Annotated in this window: 18 protein-coding genes and 1 riboswitch; of the genes, 7 read left to right on the top strand and 11 right to left on the bottom strand. The window is 66.9% G+C overall.

The window, feature by feature from the left end; translation table 11 throughout:
- Positions 1 to 53: 53 nt before the first annotated feature.
- The 8 genes from CEK69_RS14735 to CEK69_RS14770 all read right to left on the bottom strand — a co-directional run bounded on the left by CEK69_RS14735 (position 54) and on the right by CEK69_RS14770 (position 8,139).
- Positions 54 to 1,469, bottom strand: coding sequence for a class I SAM-dependent methyltransferase (locus CEK69_RS14735; RefSeq protein ID WP_152246396.1), 1,416 nt, complete (start codon positions 1,467 to 1,469; stop codon positions 54 to 56).
- Complete coding sequence (locus CEK69_RS14740; RefSeq protein WP_152246398.1) at positions 1,450 to 2,682, bottom strand: ABC transporter ATP-binding protein; 1,233 nt, start codon at positions 2,680 to 2,682, stop codon at positions 1,450 to 1,452. The genes CEK69_RS14735 and CEK69_RS14740 overlap by 20 nt, the downstream gene beginning before the upstream one ends.
- Positions 2,679 to 3,461, bottom strand: a complete 783-nt coding sequence (locus tag CEK69_RS14745; protein ID WP_152246400.1) for an ABC transporter permease — start codon at positions 3,459 to 3,461, stop codon at positions 2,679 to 2,681. The genes CEK69_RS14740 and CEK69_RS14745 overlap by 4 nt, the downstream gene beginning before the upstream one ends.
- Before the next feature lie 3 nt (positions 3,462 to 3,464).
- Positions 3,465 to 4,658, bottom strand: a complete 1,194-nt coding sequence (locus tag CEK69_RS14750) for a cystathionine gamma-synthase (protein ID WP_152246402.1) — start codon at positions 4,656 to 4,658, stop codon at positions 3,465 to 3,467.
- Positions 4,659 to 4,742: 84 nt separating this feature from the next.
- Positions 4,743 to 6,113 (bottom strand): pyridoxal-phosphate dependent enzyme, encoded by a 1,371-nt coding sequence (locus CEK69_RS14755; RefSeq protein WP_010340227.1) that lies wholly within the window; start codon positions 6,111 to 6,113, stop codon positions 4,743 to 4,745.
- A 190-nt stretch (positions 6,114 to 6,303) separates the two neighbouring features.
- Positions 6,304 to 6,522, bottom strand: a complete 219-nt coding sequence (locus CEK69_RS14760) for a YdcH family protein (RefSeq protein ID WP_010340228.1) — start codon at positions 6,520 to 6,522, stop codon at positions 6,304 to 6,306.
- 334 nt (positions 6,523 to 6,856) lie between these two features.
- Complete coding sequence (locus tag CEK69_RS14765) at positions 6,857 to 7,729, bottom strand: hypothetical protein (RefSeq protein WP_152182544.1); 873 nt, start codon at positions 7,727 to 7,729, stop codon at positions 6,857 to 6,859.
- Between the two features lie 17 nt (positions 7,730 to 7,746).
- Positions 7,747 to 8,139, bottom strand: coding sequence for a DUF4398 domain-containing protein (locus CEK69_RS14770; protein ID WP_026144112.1), 393 nt, complete (start codon positions 8,137 to 8,139; stop codon positions 7,747 to 7,749).
- A 99-nt stretch (positions 8,140 to 8,238) separates the two neighbouring features.
- On the opposite strand from CEK69_RS14770, the gene CEK69_RS14775 reads away from it, so the two are divergent.
- The gene (locus CEK69_RS14775) at positions 8,239 to 9,378 is read left to right on the top strand and encodes a PilT/PilU family type 4a pilus ATPase (protein WP_017907532.1); all 1,140 of its coding nucleotides are present in this window, start codon (positions 8,239 to 8,241) and stop codon (positions 9,376 to 9,378) included.
- Positions 9,379 to 9,772: 394 nt separating this feature from the next.
- On the opposite strand, the gene maiA is transcribed toward CEK69_RS14775, so the two are convergent.
- The gene (gene maiA / locus CEK69_RS14780) at positions 9,773 to 10,429 is read right to left on the bottom strand and encodes a maleylacetoacetate isomerase (protein WP_152182542.1); all 657 of its coding nucleotides are present in this window, start codon (positions 10,427 to 10,429) and stop codon (positions 9,773 to 9,775) included.
- Positions 10,430 to 10,518: 89 nt separating this feature from the next.
- Entirely contained in the window at positions 10,519 to 11,508 is a 990-nt protein-coding gene (locus tag CEK69_RS14785) for a fumarylacetoacetate hydrolase family protein (protein WP_017908490.1), read from the bottom strand.
- Between the two features lie 345 nt (positions 11,509 to 11,853).
- Here CEK69_RS14785 and CEK69_RS14795 point away from each other — a divergent pair, with 345 nt between their 5' ends.
- The 3 genes from CEK69_RS14795 to CEK69_RS14805 all read left to right on the top strand — a co-directional run bounded on the left by CEK69_RS14795 (position 11,854) and on the right by CEK69_RS14805 (position 14,419).
- Positions 11,854 to 13,227: a DEAD/DEAH box helicase gene (locus CEK69_RS14795; protein ID WP_152238945.1), complete on the top strand. Its 1,374-nt coding sequence runs from the start codon at positions 11,854 to 11,856 to the stop codon at positions 13,225 to 13,227.
- Positions 13,228 to 13,404: 177 nt separating this feature from the next.
- Positions 13,405 to 13,764 (top strand): 6-carboxytetrahydropterin synthase QueD, encoded by a 360-nt coding sequence (gene queD / locus CEK69_RS14800; RefSeq protein ID WP_017912556.1) that lies wholly within the window; start codon positions 13,405 to 13,407, stop codon positions 13,762 to 13,764.
- 277 nt (positions 13,765 to 14,041) lie between these two features.
- Entirely contained in the window at positions 14,042 to 14,419 is a 378-nt protein-coding gene (locus tag CEK69_RS14805) for a phasin family protein (RefSeq protein ID WP_026143664.1), read from the top strand.
- A gap of 422 nt (positions 14,420 to 14,841) precedes the next feature.
- On the opposite strand, the gene bioD is transcribed toward CEK69_RS14805, so the two are convergent.
- Entirely contained in the window at positions 14,842 to 15,531 is a 690-nt protein-coding gene (gene bioD / locus CEK69_RS14810; RefSeq protein ID WP_152238944.1) for a dethiobiotin synthase, read from the bottom strand.
- A gap of 116 nt (positions 15,532 to 15,647) precedes the next feature.
- Here bioD and CEK69_RS14815 point away from each other — a divergent pair, with 116 nt between their 5' ends.
- The 3 genes from CEK69_RS14815 (at position 15,648) to btuB (ending at position 18,793) form a co-directional block, all read left to right on the top strand.
- The gene (locus CEK69_RS14815; RefSeq protein WP_017912553.1) at positions 15,648 to 16,130 is read left to right on the top strand and encodes a GAF domain-containing protein; all 483 of its coding nucleotides are present in this window, start codon (positions 15,648 to 15,650) and stop codon (positions 16,128 to 16,130) included.
- The gene (locus CEK69_RS14820) at positions 16,127 to 16,564 is read left to right on the top strand and encodes a TfoX/Sxy family protein (protein WP_152246404.1); all 438 of its coding nucleotides are present in this window, start codon (positions 16,127 to 16,129) and stop codon (positions 16,562 to 16,564) included. The genes CEK69_RS14815 and CEK69_RS14820 overlap by 4 nt, the downstream gene beginning before the upstream one ends.
- Positions 16,565 to 16,589: 25 nt before the next feature.
- Positions 16,590 to 16,808, top strand: a riboswitch (cobalamin riboswitch).
- Positions 16,809 to 16,921: 113 nt separating this feature from the next.
- On the top strand, positions 16,922 to 18,793 hold the full coding sequence (gene btuB / locus CEK69_RS14825; protein WP_152246406.1) for a TonB-dependent vitamin B12 receptor: 1,872 nt from the start codon (positions 16,922 to 16,924) through the stop codon (positions 18,791 to 18,793).
- Positions 18,794 to 19,254: the final 461 nt, after the last annotated feature.

Raw genomic sequence — 19,254 nt, forward strand, 5'->3', positions numbered from 1 at the left:
AACATTACACGCCCCTTCTTGATTAACGCGACTGCGCCGCCATATAACTTCAATTAAAACAAAATCCAAGCCAGAATAACGCCCGCGCCTATTCCGATCAGCCCCGCCCCAACCATCCCGACCTGCCACTTCCTGCGCGATTTCGCATAGGCAGCGGCCTGGCGCTGCTGATCCTGAAGCATCTTCGTTTCAGCCTGCATCATCGCATGACGCAGTGCATCATGCTCATGCTCCAGCGATGAGATCCTTTGGCCTTGCTGTTGCACTAACTCAGCCTTGGCTGCGCACTCCGCCTTCCATTCGGCTTCGCGGCGTTCCCAATCGAGCAGAAGCCTCCCTACATCCGCCTCCCGCTCATTCCATTCTTCCTCGCGCCTCTTCCACCCGGCCTGAAGGTTCTGCCACTCCGCTTCTAGCTCGTTCCAGGCGGCTTCGCACCGAAGCCTTTCGGCGTCCCGCTCCTGCCACTGATCTACGCTTGCCTGCAGCTGGAGATTGCGCGCCCGCCAGTCCTCCTCGAGTGCATCTTTCGCGACCTGCACCTGATTCGCATACTCGGCGGTGAGCTTCCACTCCCGCTTGGCGACATCAAGATCCGCGACATAGGCATCCAGCATGCGAGCCGTAGACTTCCATTCGCTCTCGGAATGTGCGGTACGTAACGCCAACTCGCGCAACCCGCTCGCCAATCCAGCTAGGAACGCAGTGACCTCTTCGTCCTGCCTTTCGCTGAACGGCGGGGTGGCAAGCAAGCGGTCGGCGTCCTCCGGTAGCGTCACAGCCACACAGTACTCGCGATAAGGACGGTCGCTGTGGTCGCCGGCAAAGGCTCGACTGTTGTAAAGACGATCCGCCGCTGACACCAACGGCTCCAGCTCTGGAAACTTCACCTTGATGAAATGAGTTCCCATCAAACCAGACCAAAGCTGCGCGTTCCCTTGTCCGAAACGCAGGACCGTCATTCCTGCTTCCTCGAAAGTCGCAGCGACTTCATCAGTGTCGACTAGGCCGAACTCCTTGTGCTCCTGAAGCCAGACATAGTCTTCTCCGAACAACTCGCGCCATCGGTCGTTGGCATCAACTTCGGCGGCCTGCACCCAGGGTCGGTTAGGGGGAAAGCCCACGACAACGACTCGACTGGCGACACGTGCCATTTCCGCAACGGCCTTTTTCCGCAAGGACGCAGGAATGTGCTCCAACACGTCTAAGGACACCACTGCGTCGAATTCACCCTCAACGAAAGGCAGGTCGGTCGCATCTGCGACTACAAAATCCTTCTCGTCGCCTTCCGCGTGCAAATCTGTATAGAGGAACGATGCATCTGGCAAAAACTGCCCGAGCAGACGCTGGCGATTGGCACCAACTTCCAATACGCGCGGCGCAATAAGATCCAGCGCCCGCAGCAGGTGCGCCGCGGCGCCATAACGCTGATAGTGATCAAACGGAATATCAAGAAGCGTCGGATTCATGGACCTTCCATTCGTGCGAAATGTAGACTACGCCTTCGCTGAAGTAAGGCGCAGCCACGGTGAACACGCTGGCTTCGGAAATATAGTCCACGCAGACCAGGCCCTTGTCGGTAAACAGCCCAACATCAACCCGGTAGGAACCTGTCAGCAGCGTCATCGAGGGGATGTGGTAACTGACACGATGCGACCCGCGCGAGGTTGGGATGCGCACACGCTCTAAGTGCGTGTTTGGACCGAAGATGTGCAGTCCATCCATGCCCTTGATGGCTACGCCAAGCAATAGACCGTCCACGGACTCGTCCCGCACGGCATAGCTGATCTCCACCGTCAACGGCTCGAAGGGCGCGAGCATGTCGGTACTGAGTGCAACCGTCTCAATGTGAGCGGGCACGCTGCTTGAGGCGGGGGCCTGGCGGTTTTGCGTATCGGGCGAAGCTGGCTGATCCTTACTCAACTCGTAGTCGCGGAATCGATCGGCCACGAAGCTGGCCTCGCCATGCAGCTTGACCTTGCCACCCTCCAACCATAGGGCCGTCTGACAAAAGCGTTTGACCTGCTCCAGCGAATGCGACACGAACAGAATTGTGGCGCCTCGAGCACGGATCTGCTCTATGCGGGCAAGGCACTTCATCTGAAAGCGGATATCGCCGACAGATAGTGCTTCATCAATGATCAGCACGTCTGGCTCGGTATGGATCGCGACGGAAAATGCCAATCGCACATACATGCCACTCGAATAAGTTTTCACTGGCCGATCAAAGAAATCGCCGATGTCCGCGAAGGCGATGATCGACTCAAGCTTGTCGTCCACTTCCTTACGACTGAGACCAAGCAGCGAAGCGCTCAGGTAAACATTGTCGCGCCCAGAGAAGTCAGGATTGAAACCAGCCCCTAGTTCCAAGAGCGCAGCAAACCGACCTTTGATGCTGACGGAACCCGACGTCGGCTGCACGGTACCGCAAAGAATCTGCAGCAAGGTGGACTTGCCGGCGCCATTGCGGCCGATGATTCCTACGGTTTCACCCTTGGGGACTACAAGACTGACATTATCCAGGGCACGAAACGTCCGACTTGCGCTGTCTCCGGACAGCTTCAGGAGCGAGAACAGACGATCGCGGGCACTGGCATAGACAGGATAGTCCTTGACGACGTGCAACACCTGGATAGCTGCGTCGCCATCGGCAACCGTTACTGCGGACTGCGTTGTGCTCATAGTACGTCCGAGAAACCGCGCGAAAGGCGGCGGAAGAGTGCATAGGCAACCATGGAGAACGCAATCGACAGCGCAAAATGTGGTAGCAGTGTCAGTAGGTCCGGAGGCGAATTCTGTACCGTGACGGCCCGTAACTGCTCGATCGGTGTCACAAGCGGATTGAAGAAGACCAAAGCCTTGGCAGCAGCCGGCATCGCCTTGGCAGGAAAGAAAATCGGACTGAGAAACAGCAGCACGCTACTGATGATACCGACGAACTGACCAATGTCGCGGAGATAGACTCCCAATGCCGACAGCGACCAAGCGACTCCGAGCAACATCGGCGTCATTTCCAGAAGGATCAACGGCGCTGTGAGCGCCCAAGCCGAAGGCAAGCCGGGTTGCCAGACTTGTGCAATCAGCAGGATGGCAAGGCCGATCCCCGCCGTGGTCAGCGCCGCCGCCACCTTGACGATGGACAGCATCGGCAGCGGAAAGACGATCTTTTTCACGAAGTTGGGCTGCCCGGCAATGATACCTGGAGCAGTGATCAACACTTCCGACAGCAGCGTGAAAGGCACCAAGCCCGCAAACAGCATCAAGGCAAAATCGCCGGTGGATTCGGCCCCCGCCCATCGCGCCTTGAATACCCCGCTGAACACGAATGTGTACACGCAGAGCATCAGCAACGGCTGCAGTATCAACCACAAAACGCCTAAGACGGTAGTTCGATATCGAGCTGCCAGTTCCCGCGCCAACAATTGACGGAACAGAAAAAACAGATTGGCGTGCTTTTGCATGGATCAGCGGTTCCCTGCCAATGCCCGCTCCAAATCCCCGCGCAAATCCCCCACATCCTCCACCCCCACGCTCAACCGCACCAGCGCATCGCTGATGCCGAGCTGCTCGCGGCGTGCGACCGGCACCGAAGCATGGGTCATCACCGCAGGATGGTTGACCAGGCTCTCCACGCCGCCGAGGGATTCGGCCAGGGTGAACAGGCGGGTGCGCTCGCAGAAGCGCTTGGCCGCGTCGAAGCCGCCCTTGAGCACGATCGAGACGATGCCGCCGTAGCCGGCCATCTGCCGGCCGGCCAGGGCGTGCTGCGGGTGCGAGGGCAGGCCCGGGTAGATCACCTTCTCCACTGCCGGGTGCGTCTCCAGCCACTGCGCCAGCGCCAGGGCGTTGTCGCAGTGCGCGCGCATGCGCAGCGGCAGGGTCTTCAGCCCGCGCAGGGCCAGGAAGCTGTCGAACGGGCCCTGCACGCCGCCCACCGAGTTCTGCAGGAAGGCGAGCTGCTCGGCGAGCTCGGCGTTGTCGCCGACCACGGCCATGCCGCCGACCATGTCCGAGTGGCCGTTGAGATATTTGGTCGCCGAATGCACCACGATGTCCGCGCCCAGCGCCAGCGGCCGCTGCAGCAGCGGCGAGGCGAAGGTGTTGTCGACCACCACCAGCAGACCATGCTTGCGCGCGATCGCGGCGATCGCCGCGATATCGACGATCTTCAGCATCGGATTGGTCGGGGTCTCGATCCACACCATCTTCGTGGTCGGGCGGATCGCCGCCTCGAACGCGGCCGGGTCGGTCAGGTCGACGAAACCGAACTCCAGCGCGGCGGTGCGCTTGCGCACGCGCTCGAACAGGCGGTAGCTGCCGCCGTACAGGTCGTCCATCGCAATGACGTGGCTGCCGCTGTCCAGCAGTTCGATCACCGTGGCGGTGGCGGCCATGCCCGAGGCGAAGGCGAAGCCGCGGCTGCCGCCTTCCAGGGCCGCCACGCAGCGCTCATAGGCGAACCGGGTCGGGTTGTGGGTGCGCGAGTACTCGAAGCCCTGGTGTTCGCCGGGGCTGGACTGGGCGTAGGTGGAGGTCGCGTAGATCGGCGGCATCACCGCGCCGGTGGTCGGGTCCGGGTGCTGTCCGCCATGGATGGCCAGGGTCGCCAGCGCCAGCGCGGGGCCGTCGCCATGGGGGTTCGACGTGTTGTCCGTCATGTGGGGTTACCGGAAAAGGGGCGTGATTCTAGCAGTGCGGTCTGAACGGCCCCATGCAGCACGGGGCCGTGCCGGCCGCAGGGATTACTGCACCCGGCGGCGCAGATAGTTGAGCAGGTCGATCCGGGTGATCAGGCCCAGGAAGGCGCCCTCGTTCATCACGATGGCGACCTGGCCACGGTCGAACACCGGCAGCAGGGCCTCGATCGGCGATTTGACGTCGAGCCGGTCGAGCTTGCTGACCATGGCCGTGGCCACGGGGTCGCGGAACCGCGCCTCATCGCCATATACATGCAATAAGACATCGCTTTCGTCGACGATGCCGACCAGTTGGTCGCCTTCCATGACCGGCAGCTGCGACACGTCGTACAGCTTCATGCGCTGATAGGCAGTGGTCAGCAGGTCCTTGGGGCCGACCACCACCGTGTCGCGCTGGCTGTAGGGGCGCAGGATCAGGTCGCGCAGGTCGCCGTGCTGCGGGCGCTCCAGGAAGCCGTTGTCCAGCATCCAGTAGTCGTTGTACATCTTCGACAGGTACTTGTTGCCGGTGTCGCAGACGAACACCAGCACGCGCTTGGGCTCGGTCTGTGCGCGGCAGTACTTCAGCGCCGCCGCCAGCAGGGTGCCGGTGGAGGAGCCGCCAAGGATGCCCTCCTTGGCCAGCAGTTCCCGCGCGGTGTGGAAGCTCTCGGCATCGCTGATCGAATAGGCCTTCTTGACCCGGCTGAAATCGGAGATCGCCGGCAGGAAGTCCTCGCCGATGCCCTCCACCAGCCAGCTGCCGGACTTCTCGCTGACCGTGCCCTGCTCGATGTACTCGGTCAGGATCGAGCCGACCGGGTCGGCCAGGACCAGTTCGGTATGCGGCGAGGCGGCGGCGAAGGCGCGCGACAGGCCGGTCATGGTGCCGGAGCTGCCGCAGCCGAACACGATCGCGTCCAGCCGGCCGTCCATCTGCCGCAGGATCTCCGGGCCGGTGCCGAACTCGTGCGCGGCCGGGTTGTCGGGGTTGCCGAACTGGTTGATGAAGTAGGCGCCCGGGGTCTCGGCGGCGATGCGCGCAGCCAGGTCCTGGTAGTACTCGGGGTGGCCCTTGGCCACGTCCGAGCGGGTCAGCACCACCTCGGCGCCCATCGCCTTGAGGTTGAAGATCTTTTCCCGGCTCATCTTGTCCGGCACCACCAGGATCAGCTTGTAGCCCTTCTGCTGGGCGACCAGGGCCAGGCCGATGCCGGTGTTGCCGGCGGTGCCCTCGACCAACACCGCGCCGGGCTTGAGATCGCCGCGGCGCTCGGCCGCCTCGATCATCGACAGGCCGATCCGATCCTTGATCGAGCCGCCGGGATTGGCGCTCTCCAGCTTCAGGTACAGCTCGCACACCCCGGTGTCGAGCTTGCTGGCCTTGACGATGGGGGTGTCGCCGATCAGATCGAGTACGGAGGAGTGAATGGCCATCGGGTCCGAATGCGTCGCGCCGCGGCAGCGGCTGGACCGGGCATTATCCGCGCTCGGGGAGGGAAAGTCAGAGAATGCGCGCGGCAGGGACGAAAAAAGCCGCGGTCGCGGCTTTCGGAGGGGATGACGCGGACGGTGGCAAGCCGACGAGGAGGCCAGCCACCGCCCGCGACAAGAGGGAATAGTACGGTCAGTGCGGCTTCTGCTCGTAAAGGCGCAGCAGCTTTTCCTTGGCGGCGAGCTTTTCGCGCTTCATCTGCGCCAGGGTGACATCGTCGATCGGCAGCACGCCGAGCTCGGCGTCCATGCACTTCTTGTCCAAGGTCTTGTGGCGCTGGTAGAGCTGCTTGAACTCCGGATCGGACTTGATCAACGCGTCGATTTCGGTCTGCGGTTGCCCTTCGAACATAGGAATAGCCTCCTTCAGCTAGAAACAAGAACGCCCCGGCCGCTGCGGCACGGGGCGTTGCCTGGGAGCGGAAGCGCGCGAGCCACCGGCTGCACCGCCACAACGCCTGGAACCACGGTTCCCGGGACGTCGGACTGCGGTGCGCGCCACTGCGTCATCGGCTCGAACTCCTCCGTTGGCACCAGGCGGCGGGAGTGCCACCTGGAGTACCGACCCTACGCCTCCCCACCGCCGTGGACAAGAGAAGCAGGCCCGCTTTGCCGCATTCAGTTGCTCGGCGCTCAGGCCCAGGGAAAAACCCCGTTAAACCGCCTGCACAGAGCGCCGTCCGACCTCAGGGCGCGATCACGACGTCGGCCGAGCGGGCCTTGGTCGAGGCCCCCTTCTTGCCGACCGCCTGCACCCGGTTGGCGGCGACGCCGCCGCTGACCAAGGCCGCGCGCAGGGCATCGGCGCGCTTCTGCGCCACCCCGGCGTCGGTGTCGTAGGCCTCGATCCGCACCTTGCCCTTGCTGATCTGCAGGTACTGCGACAGGGCCTTGGCCTGGTTGGTGGCATCGCCCGACAGCGCCGCCTTGCCGGCGCCGAAGGCCGCGCCGGAGAAGGTGAAGACCTCGCCGCGCGCCTCGAAGCGCGAGGCCGGCAGCTTGGTGCCGGCGACCAGCTCGGCCTCCTCGCGCGCCAGCTTGGCCGACTTCTGCTGCGCGGCGCTGAGCTTGGCGGTCTGCTGACCGGCGACGCTGGCCAGCGCCGCATCCGCATCTGCCCGTGCGGCCTGCTCGGCCTCGGCGGCCTGGCGCAGGCTCTCAGCCTCCTCGGCCTGGATCTGCGCCTGCACGCGCAGCCGCTCGGCCTCCTGCCGGGCCCGCGCGGCCTCGCGGCGGCTGGCCTCGATCAGCAGGTCGCTGCGGGTCTTCTCCAACTGGTCGACCTGACGACGGGCGATCTCGGCACGGGCCATGGTTTCGGCGATCTCGACCCGGCGCTCGGCCAGGTAGCGCGCCTCGTCGCGCTCCTTGCGCTTGGCGTTGGCGAAGTTGGCCACCGCCTGCTGCGCCTGCAGGCGTTCGTAGGCGGCGACATCGGCGTTCAGCGGATCGGCCTGCAGCGCCACCAGGCGCTGGTTGAGCACGGCCAGTTCCGGGTCGTCGGCGGCCATCGCGCCCAGCGGCGCCAGCAGCAACGCCAGCAGGGCCAGGCGGCGCATTCCGTGCAGGGTGCGGCTCATGGACGGCCCTCCCCGGTGCCCAGGGTCTGTTGCAGCTGGGCCACCTCGGCCTGACGCTGCTTCAACTGTGCATTGGCCACCGCCTCCTCGCTGCGCGCGCGCGCAAGGTCGGCATCGGCGGCCACACGCAGGGCCAGTTGCGGTGCGGTCTTGCGCTGGCGGCGGTCGAGCGCGGCCTGTTGCGCCTGTTCCAGGCCCTGGCGGGCACTGGCCAGCAGGTCCGGCGCGTACTGGTCGGCATCGGCCTGGACCGCACGCTGCACCGCCTGCTGCGCGGACAGCAGCTCCGGCGAAGCCACCTGGGCGAACGCGGCCGGCGCGGCGAACAACGCCAATGCGCAGGCCATCACATACTGCTGACAACGGAAGTGTGCGAAGCTAGTTTTCATCTAGGGGGGCCGTGGACGGAGACGTCGGTCACGGCCATTGTCGGAAGCCTGTGGCGCGCTTGCAACGGGCGATTGCGGATCGTTGGGGAACCATTGCGCATGGATATCGGCTATTTCCTGAAGCTGATGACCGAAAAGAACGCCTCGGACATGTTCCTGACCACAGGAGCACCGGTCTATATCAAGATCGAAGGCAAGCTGTACCCGCTCGGCGCCACCGGCCTGCCGCCGGGCATGGTCAAGAAGATCGCCTACTCGTTGATGGACGAGGGCCAGGTGCCGCAGTTCGAGCGGGAGCTGGAATTGAACATGGCCATCGCCCTGCAGGACGCCGGGCGCTTCCGCGTCAACGTGTTCAAGCAGCGCGGCGAGGTCGGCATGGTGATCCGCGCGATCCGCAGCAAGATCCCCAGCATCGAGGAGCTGCACCTGCCGCAGGTGCTCAAGGACGTGATCATGACCCCGCGCGGACTGGTCCTGGTGGTCGGCTCGACCGGCTCGGGCAAGTCCACCTCGCTGGCGTCGATGATCGACTACCGCAACAGCACCACCACCGGGCACATCCTCACCATCGAGGACCCGATCGAATACCTGCACAAGCACAAGATGTCCATCGTCAACCAGCGCGAGGTCGGCCTGGACACCCACGCCTTCCACAACGCACTGAAGAACGCGATGCGCGAGGCGCCGGACGTGATCCTGATCGGCGAGATCCTGGACGCGGAAACCATGGAGGCCGCCATCGCCTTCGCCGAGACCGGACATCTGTGCCTGGCCACCCTGCACTCCAACAACGCCGACCAGACCATCGAGCGCATCCTCAACTTCTTCCCCGAGAGCGCGCACAAGAACGTGCTGATGAACCTGTCATTGAACCTGCGCGCGGTGATCTCGCAGCGCCTGGTAAAGGACAGCAGCGGCCGCCGCCGGCCGGCCTCGGAAGTGCTGCTGAACACGCCGATGATCCGCGACCTGCTGCGCCGCGGCCAGGTCCACGAGATCAAGCAGGCGATGGAGGAATCGCTGGAGGAAGGCATGGAGACCTTCGACCAGTGCCTGTTCCGCATGGTCAAGCAGGGCCAGATCGAGCAGGAGGAAGCGCTGCGCGCGGCCGACTCGCGCGACGGCCTGGCCCTCAAGTTCCGCCTGTCCGAAGGCGGCAGCGGCGAGCACGATCCCTACGCCGACTACGACAGCGGCCCCAGCGCCGCGCCGCGGATCACCCACGGCTTCGTCTGAGGCGTCGCCGTGTTGTCGTAGGCGCGGTTTCAGCCGCGACCGGGCGTTCGCAGCCGCCTGGTCGCACTGGCCCCGCAGCGACGGCGGCCACGACGGACCTTAGGTCCAGCGGCGGTCGCCGCGGGTCGCCCTTGCGCGGGCAAACGCCACTTCCACGCAACTGCGCGTCGGGACTGAAGTCCCTCCCACGGTGCGCCCAGCGAGTGCGCCGCAAGCGCGTATGGAAGCGACTTCCGTTGCGACGCGTGAAGGCCGAAGTGTCCGGAAAACTGCCGTCGGGACTGAAGTCCCTCCCACATCCTCATGCTCACCGGTGCGGCAGGGGCTGGTGGCCGACTGGCAGCAGCGGATGCCCGGTCGCGGCTGAAGCCGCTCCTGCGACGATAGTCCCAGCTTACTGCGCGTCGGGCTGGTGTTCCGGGCGCGCCGCGTCGAATGCCGGCAGCGCCAGGCAGGCGCGCTCGATCCGCTCCAGGGTCGGGTAGGCCTGCAGATCCACGCCGAAGCGGCGCGCGTTGTAGAGCTGCGGCACCAGGCAGCAGTCGGCCAGGCCCGGCTGCTCGCCGTGGCAGAAGCGTCCGGTGTCGGGCGACTCGGCCAGCAACTGCTCCAGCGCATCGAAGCCGGTCTGCATCCAGTGCCGCATCCACTCTTCGCGCTCGGGTTGCGGCACGTTCCAGGCGCTCTCGAAGAACTGCGTCACGCGCAGGTTGTTGAGCGGGTGGATGTCGCAGGCGATCAGTTGCGCCAGGCCGCGCACGCGGGCGCGATCGATCGGCGCGTCCGGCAGCAGCGGCGGCTCCGGCCAGCGCTCGTCCAGGTACTCCAGGATCGCCAGCGACTGACGGATCGGCTGGCCCTCGTGGCACAGGGTCGGCACCAGTTCCTGCGGGTTCAACCGCGCATATTCCGGCGAGTGTTGCTGCCCGCCGTCGCGCACCAGGTGCACCGGCAGCGACTGGTAGGCCAGACGCTTGAGCTCCAGCCCGATGCGCACCCGGTACGCGGCGCTGGAGCGCCAGTAGGTGTAGAGCTGCAGTGCCTCGTCCATGCCCGCCTCCGTTTGCGCAATCGACAACGATACCGGTGGACACCCGGGCTGCGGCGCCGCCGGTCGCCCCGGCACCGCCGCCGGCCGGGTCAGGGCAGCGGCGCCTGCTCGATGCGCTGCTCGATCGCGCCGAAGATGCTCACTCCGTCACGGTCCAGCATCTCGATCCGCACCACGTCGCCGAAGGACATGTACGGCGTGCTCGGCTTGCCGTCGCGCAGGGTTTCCACGGTGCGCTGTTCGGCGAAGCAGGAGGCGCCGCGCGTGGTGTCCTGGTTGGCGATGGTGCCCGAGCCGACCACCGCGCCCGCCGCCAGCGGCCGGGTCTTGGCCGCGTGCGCGACCAGTTGCGCGAAATCGAACTGCATGTCCTCGCCCGCCTCCGGCGCGCCGAACCAGGCGCCGTTGATGTGGGTCAACAGCGGCAGGTGCACCTTGTTGCCCTGCCAGGCCTCGCCCAGTTCGTCGGGAGTGACGAACACCGGCGACAGCGCCGAACGCGGCTTGGACTGCACGAAGCCGAAGCCCTTGGCCAGTTCCGGCGGAATCAGGTTGCGCAGCGACACGTCGTTGACCAGGCCGATCAGCTGGATGTGCGCGGCGGCCTGCGCCGGGCTGACCGCCATCGGCACGTCGTCGGTGACCACCACGATCTCGGCTTCCAGGTCGATGCCGTAGTCCTCGCTGACCACCTTGACCGCATCGCGCGGGCCGTAGAAGCCGGCGCTGACCGCCTGGTACATCAGCGGGTCGGTGTAGAAGCTCTCCGGCACCTCGGCGCCGCGCGCGCGGCGCACGCGCTCGACGTGCGGCAGGTAGGCGCTGCCGTCGAGGAACTCGTAGGCGCGCGGCAGCGGTGCCGCCAGCGCGGCCATGTCCAGGTCGAACTGGCCGTCGGCGCTGCCGTCGTTGAGCGACTCGGACAGCGCGTTCAGGCGCGGGGCGAGGTTGCTCCAGTCCTCCAGCGCGCGCTGCAGGGTCGGCGCGATGCCGGTGGCGCGCACGGCGCGGGTCAGATCGCGGGACACGACGATCAGGGTGCCGTCGCGACCGCCTTCCTTCAGGGAACCTAGCTTCATGTCCGTCCAGTGCTGGGGGCTGAGCCGGCGATTGTACGGCCAGACGCCGGCTTGGTTTCAACTGAAACGGACCCGCATTTTGTGCAGCGCGCCAATTCAGGTACACTGCGCCGGTCTGCATGCGGCCGTCCGTTTCCCTCAGGGACCGCCGGCGAGGCCAGGATCGCAACGATCCGACTCGCCCGCCCCGCCCGACGCCTTTCGTGGTGCCGACGAACCCCAGCCTCGCGCTGCGGGTTGATCCACCCTCTCGCAGCGCGGTTCACGGGAACGCTCCGAGCCTCACCTACTTGCGCCTGCGCGCCGGGTCCGTCCCGGCGTCGGCGCGTTATCCGGAGCATTCTCATGTCGTTCGAATCCCTGGGCCTTGCGCCCTTCCTGCTGCGCGCGTTGGCCGAGCAGGGCTACGAAACCCCCACCCCGATCCAGGCGCAGGCCATTCCCGTCGCCCTGGAAGGCCATGACCTGATGGCCGGCGCGCAGACCGGCACCGGCAAGACCGCCGCGTTCGGCCTGCCGCTGCTGCAGCACCTGGGCACTTCGCCGCAGTCGGTGGGCCCCGGCCCGCGCAAGCCGCGCGCGCTGATCCTGACCCCGACCCGCGAACTGGCCACCCAGGTCCACGACAGCCTGCGCGGCTACAGCAAGTACCTGCGCATCCCCAGCACCACCATCTACGGCGGCGTGGGCATGGGCAACCAGCTCGACGCGCTGCGCCGCGGCGTGGACCTGCTGATCGCCTGCCCGGGCCGCCTGCTCGACCACCTCGAGCGCCGCAGCGTGGACCTGTCGGGCATCGAGATCCTGGTGCTGGACGAAGCCGACCGCATGCTCGACATGGGCTTCCTGCCGTCGATCAAGCGCATCCTCGCCAAGCTGCCCAAGCAGAACCGGCAGACCCTGCTGTTCTCGGCCACCTTCGAGGAAGGCATCAAGCAGCTGGCCCGCGAGTTCATGCACGACCCGCAGGAAATCCAGGCCACCCCGAGCAACACCGTGGCCGACACCATCACCCACCGCGTGCATCCGGTGGACGGTGCGCGCAAGCGCGAACTGCTGCTGCACCTGCTGGCCGCCGACTCGCGCAAGCAGACCCTGGTGTTCGCCCGCACCAAGCACGGTGCCGACAAGCTGACCATGTTCCTGGACAAGTCCGGGCTGAAGACAGCGGCGATCCACGGCAACAAGAGCCAGGGCCAGCGCCTGCGCGCATTGAGCGACTTCAAGGCCGGCCGCATCACCGTGCTGGTGGCGACCGACATCGCCGCGCGCGGCATCGACATCGACCAGCTGCCCAAGGTCATCAACTACGACCTGCCGATGGTCGCCGAGGACTATGTGCACCGCATCGGCCGCACCGGCCGCAACGGTTCGACCGGTGAAGCAATTTCGCTGGTGGCGCAGGACGAGGCCAAGCTGCTGCGCGCGATCGCACGCCTGCTCAAGCGCGAGATGGACATCCGCGACGTGCCGGGCTTCGAGCCGGTCACGCCGATCCGCTGGGGCAACAACAACCCGCCGGACGAGCGTCCGGGCGGCCAGCGTCCGCCGCGTCGCGGCAGCCACGCCCGTCGCGGCCATGGCGATGCGCCGGCGCACGCGCATGCGCACGCCGGCAGCAAGAAGCCCGGCGGCAGCCACGCCGACGGCGCCCGCCGCCAGGGCCAGGGCCGCCGCCACGGCAACGGCGGCGGCAACCGCCCCGCCGCGCCGCGCTGATCCGTCCGCGGCCACGCGCTGCGCACGCACTCGGGCCGCCCTTCGGGGCGGCCTTTTTTGTCCGCTCCACCCGGCATCGCGCATGTCGCGACACCCTGCCGCACGACGGCGCCGTCGTCGTCGCGCGGCGCCGGCAGCCCGCCATGCCGCTCCACCCCTGACCGTACAATGCTCCCCATGGATATCTTCAAAGTCTTCACCCTCGAAGCCGCGCATCGCCTGCCCAACGTACCGCCCGGCCACAAGTGCGCGCGCCTGCACGGGCATTCGTTCCGCATCGAGCTGCACGTCAGCGGCGAACCTGGCGCCGAGAGCGGCTGGGTCATGGATTTCGGCGACATCAAGGCGGCGTTCCGCCCGCTCTACGACCAGCTCGACCACCACTACCTCAACGACATCGAGGGCCTGGACAATCCCACCAGCGAGCGTCTGGCGGTGTGGATCTGGGACCGGCTCAAGCCGGTGTTGCCGCTGCTGAGCGAAGTGGTGGTGCACGAAACCTGCACCTCCGGCTGTCGCTATCGCGGGCCGGGTTGAAGAAGGCCAGGAATGGGGAATGGGGATTCGGGAATCGTAAGAGCGGCACCGCGCCGGCTGAGGGTTTGCGTGCAGCCCGCCTTGCGTCGTTGCGCGCATCTGGCGCTTTCCAGGCCCGCAGAGGCGTCCGGCAAGGGCTGGCGGAATTGCGCCAAGTAATTGATCAGAAAAGCAGTTTGAACGAATCCTGAGCGGCTTCAGAAAATTTTGTTGCATCGCAGCAGAATGAGCGTATGTTGCACTGCAACAGCAGTCGGCATTCCAACGGAGTTGCATGATGTCCGCTCAATTCAACGATCAGTTCAGCAGCTACACCCAGCAGTTCGCCGCCGCCGCGGCGCGTGCCAACCGCCTGGCGCTGGAGAGCGCCGAGAGCGTGTTCGGCGTGCAGTTGAAGACCTTCGAGAAGAACGTGTCGGCCACCACCGGCTTCCTCGGCGAACTGACCGAGGCGCGCGATCTGGGCACCGTGCAGGCGCTGTGGCCGAAGGGCCTGCAGATCGCCCGCGACAACTTCGAGCGGCTGGCCACGGCCAACCAGGAAGTGTTCGGCCTGGGCCTGAAGGCCTCCGAAGCCATCGGCCAGCTCGCCAAGCACCAGTTCGAAGCGGCGACCGAACAGGCCGCGCCGAAGGCCAAGCCCGCCGCCAAGTAACACTAGTTTTCGACGTCGCTGCGGTTCGCTGCCCGACGCACGCTCGGTCTGCATGGGTCCCTCCCCCCGTGCAACCCAAGGCCCGGTAGATCCCTCCCTCTACCGGGCCTTTTTTATGGGCGGGATTCGGGAGTGGGGATTGGGGATTGGTTGATCGCGTGCGTCTTGGCGTTCCTGCCTTTCCTGATGAGAGAGGCTTCAGCTCCGGTGCTTTGCTAGGAGCCGGTAGATCGCCTCTTCGACCGGGCTTCTCCATGCGCTTGCTTCGGGAGTGAAACCCGGCATTCGGGATCAGCCCATCTTGCGGATCCTGGACGTCCTGATCTTGTGGGAGGGGCTTCAGCCCCGACGCGGCATCGGTCAGGCGTCGGGACTGAAGTCCCTCCCACAAAAGCCGGCAGCGCAGTGCCACCGGCAGTTGCTCAGCCGGGCGACATGCCCGCCCACGGCTGCAGTTCCGCCGCCAACTGCTCGGCCTGCGGTTGCGGCCGGTACGGCAGGCGCCCCCAGCACGGCATCGGCAGGCGCGCGCGCAGCATCGCCATGTTGTCGTCGATGCGCTCCATCGCCGGGTCGATCTCGTTGCCGATCCAGCCGATGCACTGCAGGCCGTCGGCGGCGATCGCCGCGGCGCTGAGCCGGGCGTGGTTGAGGCAGCCCAGGCGCAGGCCGACCACCAGCACCACCGGCAGCCGCAGCGCGCGCGCCAGATCGGCTTGATCCAGCGTCGCCGACAGCGGCGCCGCCCAGCCGCCGACGCCTTCCACCACCACCACGTCGGCCTGCGCGCGCAGGCGGTCGAACGCGGCCGCGATCGGCGCCAGCTCCAGCTGCACGCCGGCATCGGCGGCGGCCAGTTCCGGCGCCAACGGCAGCGGCAGCGCGTACGGATTGAGATCGTCATAGGCCGGCCGCGGCGCGCTCGCCTCCTGCAGCGCCAGCGCGTCCTCGTTGCGCCAGCCGTCGGCCTCGCGCGCGCAGCCGCTGGCCACCGGCTTCATGCCCACCGCGCGCTGGCCGCGCGCGCGCAGGGCGTGCAGCAGCGCGGTGCTGGCGATGGTCTTGCCGATGCCGGTATCGGTGCCGGTGACGTAGAAGGCGGGAACAGCCATGCGAAACCCTGTCGGTTGGCCGGCGGGACGCGCGGCGGCGCGCAGGATAGCCGGGTGCGTCGCGCGCGTCAGCCGCCGCGGTGCCGGCGGACGCAGTGCGCTGCTAGACTCGCGCGATGTTCGCCTCGTCCTCGCTCACCGGCAGCAAGCCGGAACAGTACGCCCAGTTGCTCGACCAGGCCCGTGCCCTGGTCGCCGGGGAGCCCGACCGTATCGCCAATGCCGCCAACCTGGCCGCGCTGGTGTACCACGCGCTGCCGCGGCTGAACTGGGTCGGTTTCTACTTCTACGACGGCAAGGAACTGGTGGTCGGCCCGTTCCAGGGCCTGCCCGCGTGCGTGCGCATTCCGCTGCACAAGGGCGTGTGCGGCGCGGCCGCCAGCAGCGGCCAGACCCAGCGCATCGACGACGTGGAGGCGTTCCCCGGGCATATCGCCTGCGATGCGGCCTCGCGTTCGGAACTGGTGGTGCCGCTGCTGCGCGACAGTGCGCTGGTCGGCGTGTTCGACCTGGACAGCCCCGACCTCGCCCGCTTCGACGCCGACGACCAGCGCGGCCTGGAAGCGATCGCCCAGGTCTTCGTCGACAGCCTGCGATGAGCACCACCAAGCTGCGCAACATCGGCCCCAAGAGCGCGGCCTGGCTGCGCCAGGTCGGCGTGCGCACGCAACAGGACCTGGAGGCGGCCGGCGCGGTCGGCGCCTTCGTCAAGGTCAAGCGCGCCGGCTTCAAGCCCAGCCTCAACCTGCTGTATTCGCTGGAAGGCGCGCTCAGCGGCTGCCACTGGCAGGAACTGTCCGAGGCACGCCGCGCGCAGTTGCTGGGCGAACTGGAGATCGCGACGGCGGCGCTGCCGGCGCAACGCGGCCTGCCGGTCGCCGGGCCGGTGGCGACCACCCACTTCGACCGCGACGACACGCGCGACGACGACGCTGCCGACGGCGCCTACGCGCAGGACACGCACGACACGCACGACACGCCGATGGGCGACCACCACGGCGACGACGACGGCCACGGCACTCACGCCGACTGAGCCGCGCAGCCAGCGGCGATCGCGTACAATCGCGCCGCTTCAAGGTGACCCACCGGCTCCGGCCAGCGGGTTGAAACGGGAAGCCGGTGCGTCTTGCGACAAGGCCGGCGCTGCCCCCGCAACGGTAAGCGATCCGCGCTGACGACCTGCGCCACTGTGCCCTGGGCATGGGAAGGCGTCGCAGCCGGGAGGTCCGCCTCCCTGATCGCCAGCCCGGAGACCGGCCTTGCAGTTCACTGGTTGCGATGCGGAGGGCGTCGCGGCGTGCCGCGCCGTGTCCGGCGCCGTCCGCTTGCACCTTCCGTTCGCGACTCCCTTGCCGTCACAGCGCGCAGCCGCGCGCCGGAGTTGCCACCCATGTCGTCCCGCCTGCTTTCGGTCGCGATCGCGTCCGCCCTGTCCCTGCCCGCGCTGGCCCACGCCGCCAATGCCGCCACCGACCTCGACCAGGTCCTGGTCACCGCCACCCGCACCCAGATCTCGGTGGAGGACAGCGTGGTGCCGGCGCAGGTCATCGACCGCGCCGAGATCGAGCGCAGCCAGGCCACCTCGCTGGCGCAACTGCTGCAGGGCCGCGCCGGCATCGGCGTCTCCAACCAGGGCGGCCTGGGCAAGCTGACCACGCTGAACCTGCGCGGCAGCGAGTCGGACCATGTGCTGGTACTGGTGGACGGCGTGCGCATCGGCTCGGCCAGCGCCGGCCTGGCCGCGTTCCAGGACCTGCCGCTGAGCCAGATCGAGCGCATCGAGATCGTGCGCGGCCCGCGCTCGAGCCTGTACGGCTCTGACGCGATCGGCGGCGTCATCCAGATCTTCACCCGCCGCGGCGGCCAGGGCTTCCAGCAGAACCTGAGCCTGGGCGGCGGCAGCCATGGCCTGCGCGAGGCCGGCGCCGGCTTCAGCAACCGCGGCGAGCGCGGCTGGCTGGCCGTGCAGGGCGGCTACCAGAAGACCGACGGCATCAATGCCTGCAACGGCTCGGCCACGCTGTTCGCCGGCTGCTTCGTCGACCAGCCCGACCGCGACGGCTACCGCAACGTCTCGCTGAGCGCGCGCGGCGGCTACGCGCTGACCGACACGCTGCGCATCGAAGGCCAGGCGCTGAACATCGACAGCCGCAACGAGTACGACGGCGACGCGCTGTTCGCCGGCAACGAGGCCGACAACACCCAGCAGGTGTTCAGCGGCAAGCTCGACTGGACGCCCTCCGATCGCCTGCACCTGGCCGCGCAACTGGGCCGCAACGTCGACGACGCCGACAGCTACTACCGTGCGCCGGGCGCACGCACCCGCAGCTTCGTCAGCACCTTCGACAGCCGCCGCGACACCGCTGCGCTGCAGGGCGACATCACCCTGGCCGAAGGCCATCTGCTCAGCGTCGGCAGCGACTGGCAGCGCGAGCACGTCACCAGCACCACCGCCTTCGACGTCGACAGCCGCGACAACACCGGCGTGTTCGCCGAGTACCAGGGCCGCTTCGGCGCGCAGCAGGTGCAGGCCAGCGTGCGCAGCGACGACAACGAGCAGTTCGGCGAGCACACCACCGGCAGCCTCGGCTGGGGCCTGGCACTGGCGCATGGCCTCAAGCTCACCGCCAGCGTCGGCACCGGCTTCAAGGCGCCGACCTTCAACGACCTGTACTACCCGTTCGCCGGCAATCCGGAACTGAAGCCGGAGCGCTCCAAGAGCGGCAACCTCGGCATTGCGCAGTATGCCGACAGCTGGAACTGGACCTTCAACGCCTACGAGACCCGGGTCAAGGACCTGATCTCCTACGACGCGGTCAGCTTCCTGCCGGTCAACGTGGACGAGGCGCGCATCCGCGGCGCCGAACTGACCGGCTATGCGTTGCTGGCCGGCTGGGAACTGTCGGCGCAGCTGAGCCACACCGACCCGCGCAACCGCAGCGACGGCGGCAACCGCGACAACTGGCTGGCGCGCCGCGCGCAGAACACCGCGCGCCTGGACGTGGACCGCGGCATCGGCCCGGTCAAGCTCGGCGTCAGCGTGTTCGGCAGCGGCCACCGCTTCGACGACGCGGCCAACCGCGTGCGCCTGGCGGGCTACGGCACCGTCGACCTGCGCGCGGAGTACGCGTTCACCCCGGACTGGACGCTGCAGGCCAAGGCCAGCAACGTGTTCGACCGCGACTACCAGACGGTGAACTGGTACAACCAGCCGGGTCGCGAATACGCGCTGACCCTGCGCTACGCGCCGACAGCGCGCTGAGCCGGCGTCCCGCGCTGCGCCGATGGCGTGGCGCGGGACGACAGTGCGGAAACCACGCGTCTTTTTTTGTAGCAGCGGCTTCAGCCGTGATCGGCTTTCCCGGGAAAGCCTGTCGCGGCTGAAGCCGTTCCTACGAAAGGCGGCATGTGCGAACACAGCGGATGTAGATGCGCGCATTCTCAAAGCAGACATGCGCGACGCACGCGCACTTAGTCGCTCGCGATCAGACCGCTGGCTGCCGAACGCAAACAGCCTCCCTCATGCTCATGCATCGCGGCACAAACCTGACAGTTCAGCGACCGCTACGCGCCCGGACCCTCACCCCAACCCCTCTCCCGGGGGGAGAGGGGCTTACTGCGTCATCGGCTGAAGCCGCTCCTGCAAGCGCATCCCGGTCTTTGGTCTTCCCTCCAGTTTTGCTGTCTCTTTTACTCACTTTACGCTGCGGATGAGCCTCATAG

Source organism: Xanthomonas sp. LMG 12462, from assembly GCF_009192885.1.
Lineage (GTDB): Bacteria > Pseudomonadota > Gammaproteobacteria > Xanthomonadales > Xanthomonadaceae > Xanthomonas_A > Xanthomonas_A sontii.

Excerpts from the sequence above, each read along its gene's own strand:
- CEK69_RS14815 (WP_017912553.1), top strand. The coding sequence starts at position 15,648 with ATGTTCGCCTCGTCCTCGCTCACCGGCAGCAAGCCGGAACAGTACGCC.
- CEK69_RS14750 (WP_152246402.1), bottom strand. The coding sequence starts at position 4,658 with ATGACGGACAACACGTCGAACCCCCATGGCGACGGCCCCGCGCTGGCG.
- CEK69_RS14735 (WP_152246396.1), bottom strand. The coding sequence starts at position 1,469 with ATGAATCCGACGCTTCTTGATATTCCGTTTGATCACTATCAGCGTTAT.
- btuB (WP_152246406.1), top strand. The coding sequence starts at position 16,922 with ATGTCGTCCCGCCTGCTTTCGGTCGCGATCGCGTCCGCCCTGTCCCTG.
- bioD (WP_152238944.1), bottom strand. The coding sequence starts at position 15,531 with ATGGCTGTTCCCGCCTTCTACGTCACCGGCACCGATACCGGCATCGGC.
- queD (WP_017912556.1), top strand. The coding sequence starts at position 13,405 with ATGGATATCTTCAAAGTCTTCACCCTCGAAGCCGCGCATCGCCTGCCC.
- CEK69_RS14770 (WP_026144112.1), bottom strand. The coding sequence starts at position 8,139 with ATGAAAACTAGCTTCGCACACTTCCGTTGTCAGCAGTATGTGATGGCC.
- CEK69_RS14795 (WP_152238945.1), top strand. The coding sequence starts at position 11,854 with ATGTCGTTCGAATCCCTGGGCCTTGCGCCCTTCCTGCTGCGCGCGTTG.
- CEK69_RS14740 (WP_152246398.1), bottom strand. The coding sequence starts at position 2,682 with ATGAGCACAACGCAGTCCGCAGTAACGGTTGCCGATGGCGACGCAGCT.
- CEK69_RS14765 (WP_152182544.1), bottom strand. The coding sequence starts at position 7,729 with ATGCGCCGCCTGGCCCTGCTGGCGTTGCTGCTGGCGCCGCTGGGCGCG.
- CEK69_RS14760 (WP_010340228.1), bottom strand. The coding sequence starts at position 6,522 with ATGTTCGAAGGGCAACCGCAGACCGAAATCGACGCGTTGATCAAGTCC.
- CEK69_RS14745 (WP_152246400.1), bottom strand. The coding sequence starts at position 3,461 with ATGCAAAAGCACGCCAATCTGTTTTTTCTGTTCCGTCAATTGTTGGCG.
- CEK69_RS14785 (WP_017908490.1), bottom strand. The coding sequence starts at position 11,508 with ATGAAGCTAGGTTCCCTGAAGGAAGGCGGTCGCGACGGCACCCTGATC.
- CEK69_RS14775 (WP_017907532.1), top strand. The coding sequence starts at position 8,239 with ATGGATATCGGCTATTTCCTGAAGCTGATGACCGAAAAGAACGCCTCG.
- CEK69_RS14805 (WP_026143664.1), top strand. The coding sequence starts at position 14,042 with ATGTCCGCTCAATTCAACGATCAGTTCAGCAGCTACACCCAGCAGTTC.
- CEK69_RS14755 (WP_010340227.1), bottom strand. The coding sequence starts at position 6,113 with ATGGCCATTCACTCCTCCGTACTCGATCTGATCGGCGACACCCCCATC.
- CEK69_RS14820 (WP_152246404.1), top strand. The coding sequence starts at position 16,127 with ATGAGCACCACCAAGCTGCGCAACATCGGCCCCAAGAGCGCGGCCTGG.
- maiA (WP_152182542.1), bottom strand. The coding sequence starts at position 10,429 with ATGGACGAGGCACTGCAGCTCTACACCTACTGGCGCTCCAGCGCCGCG.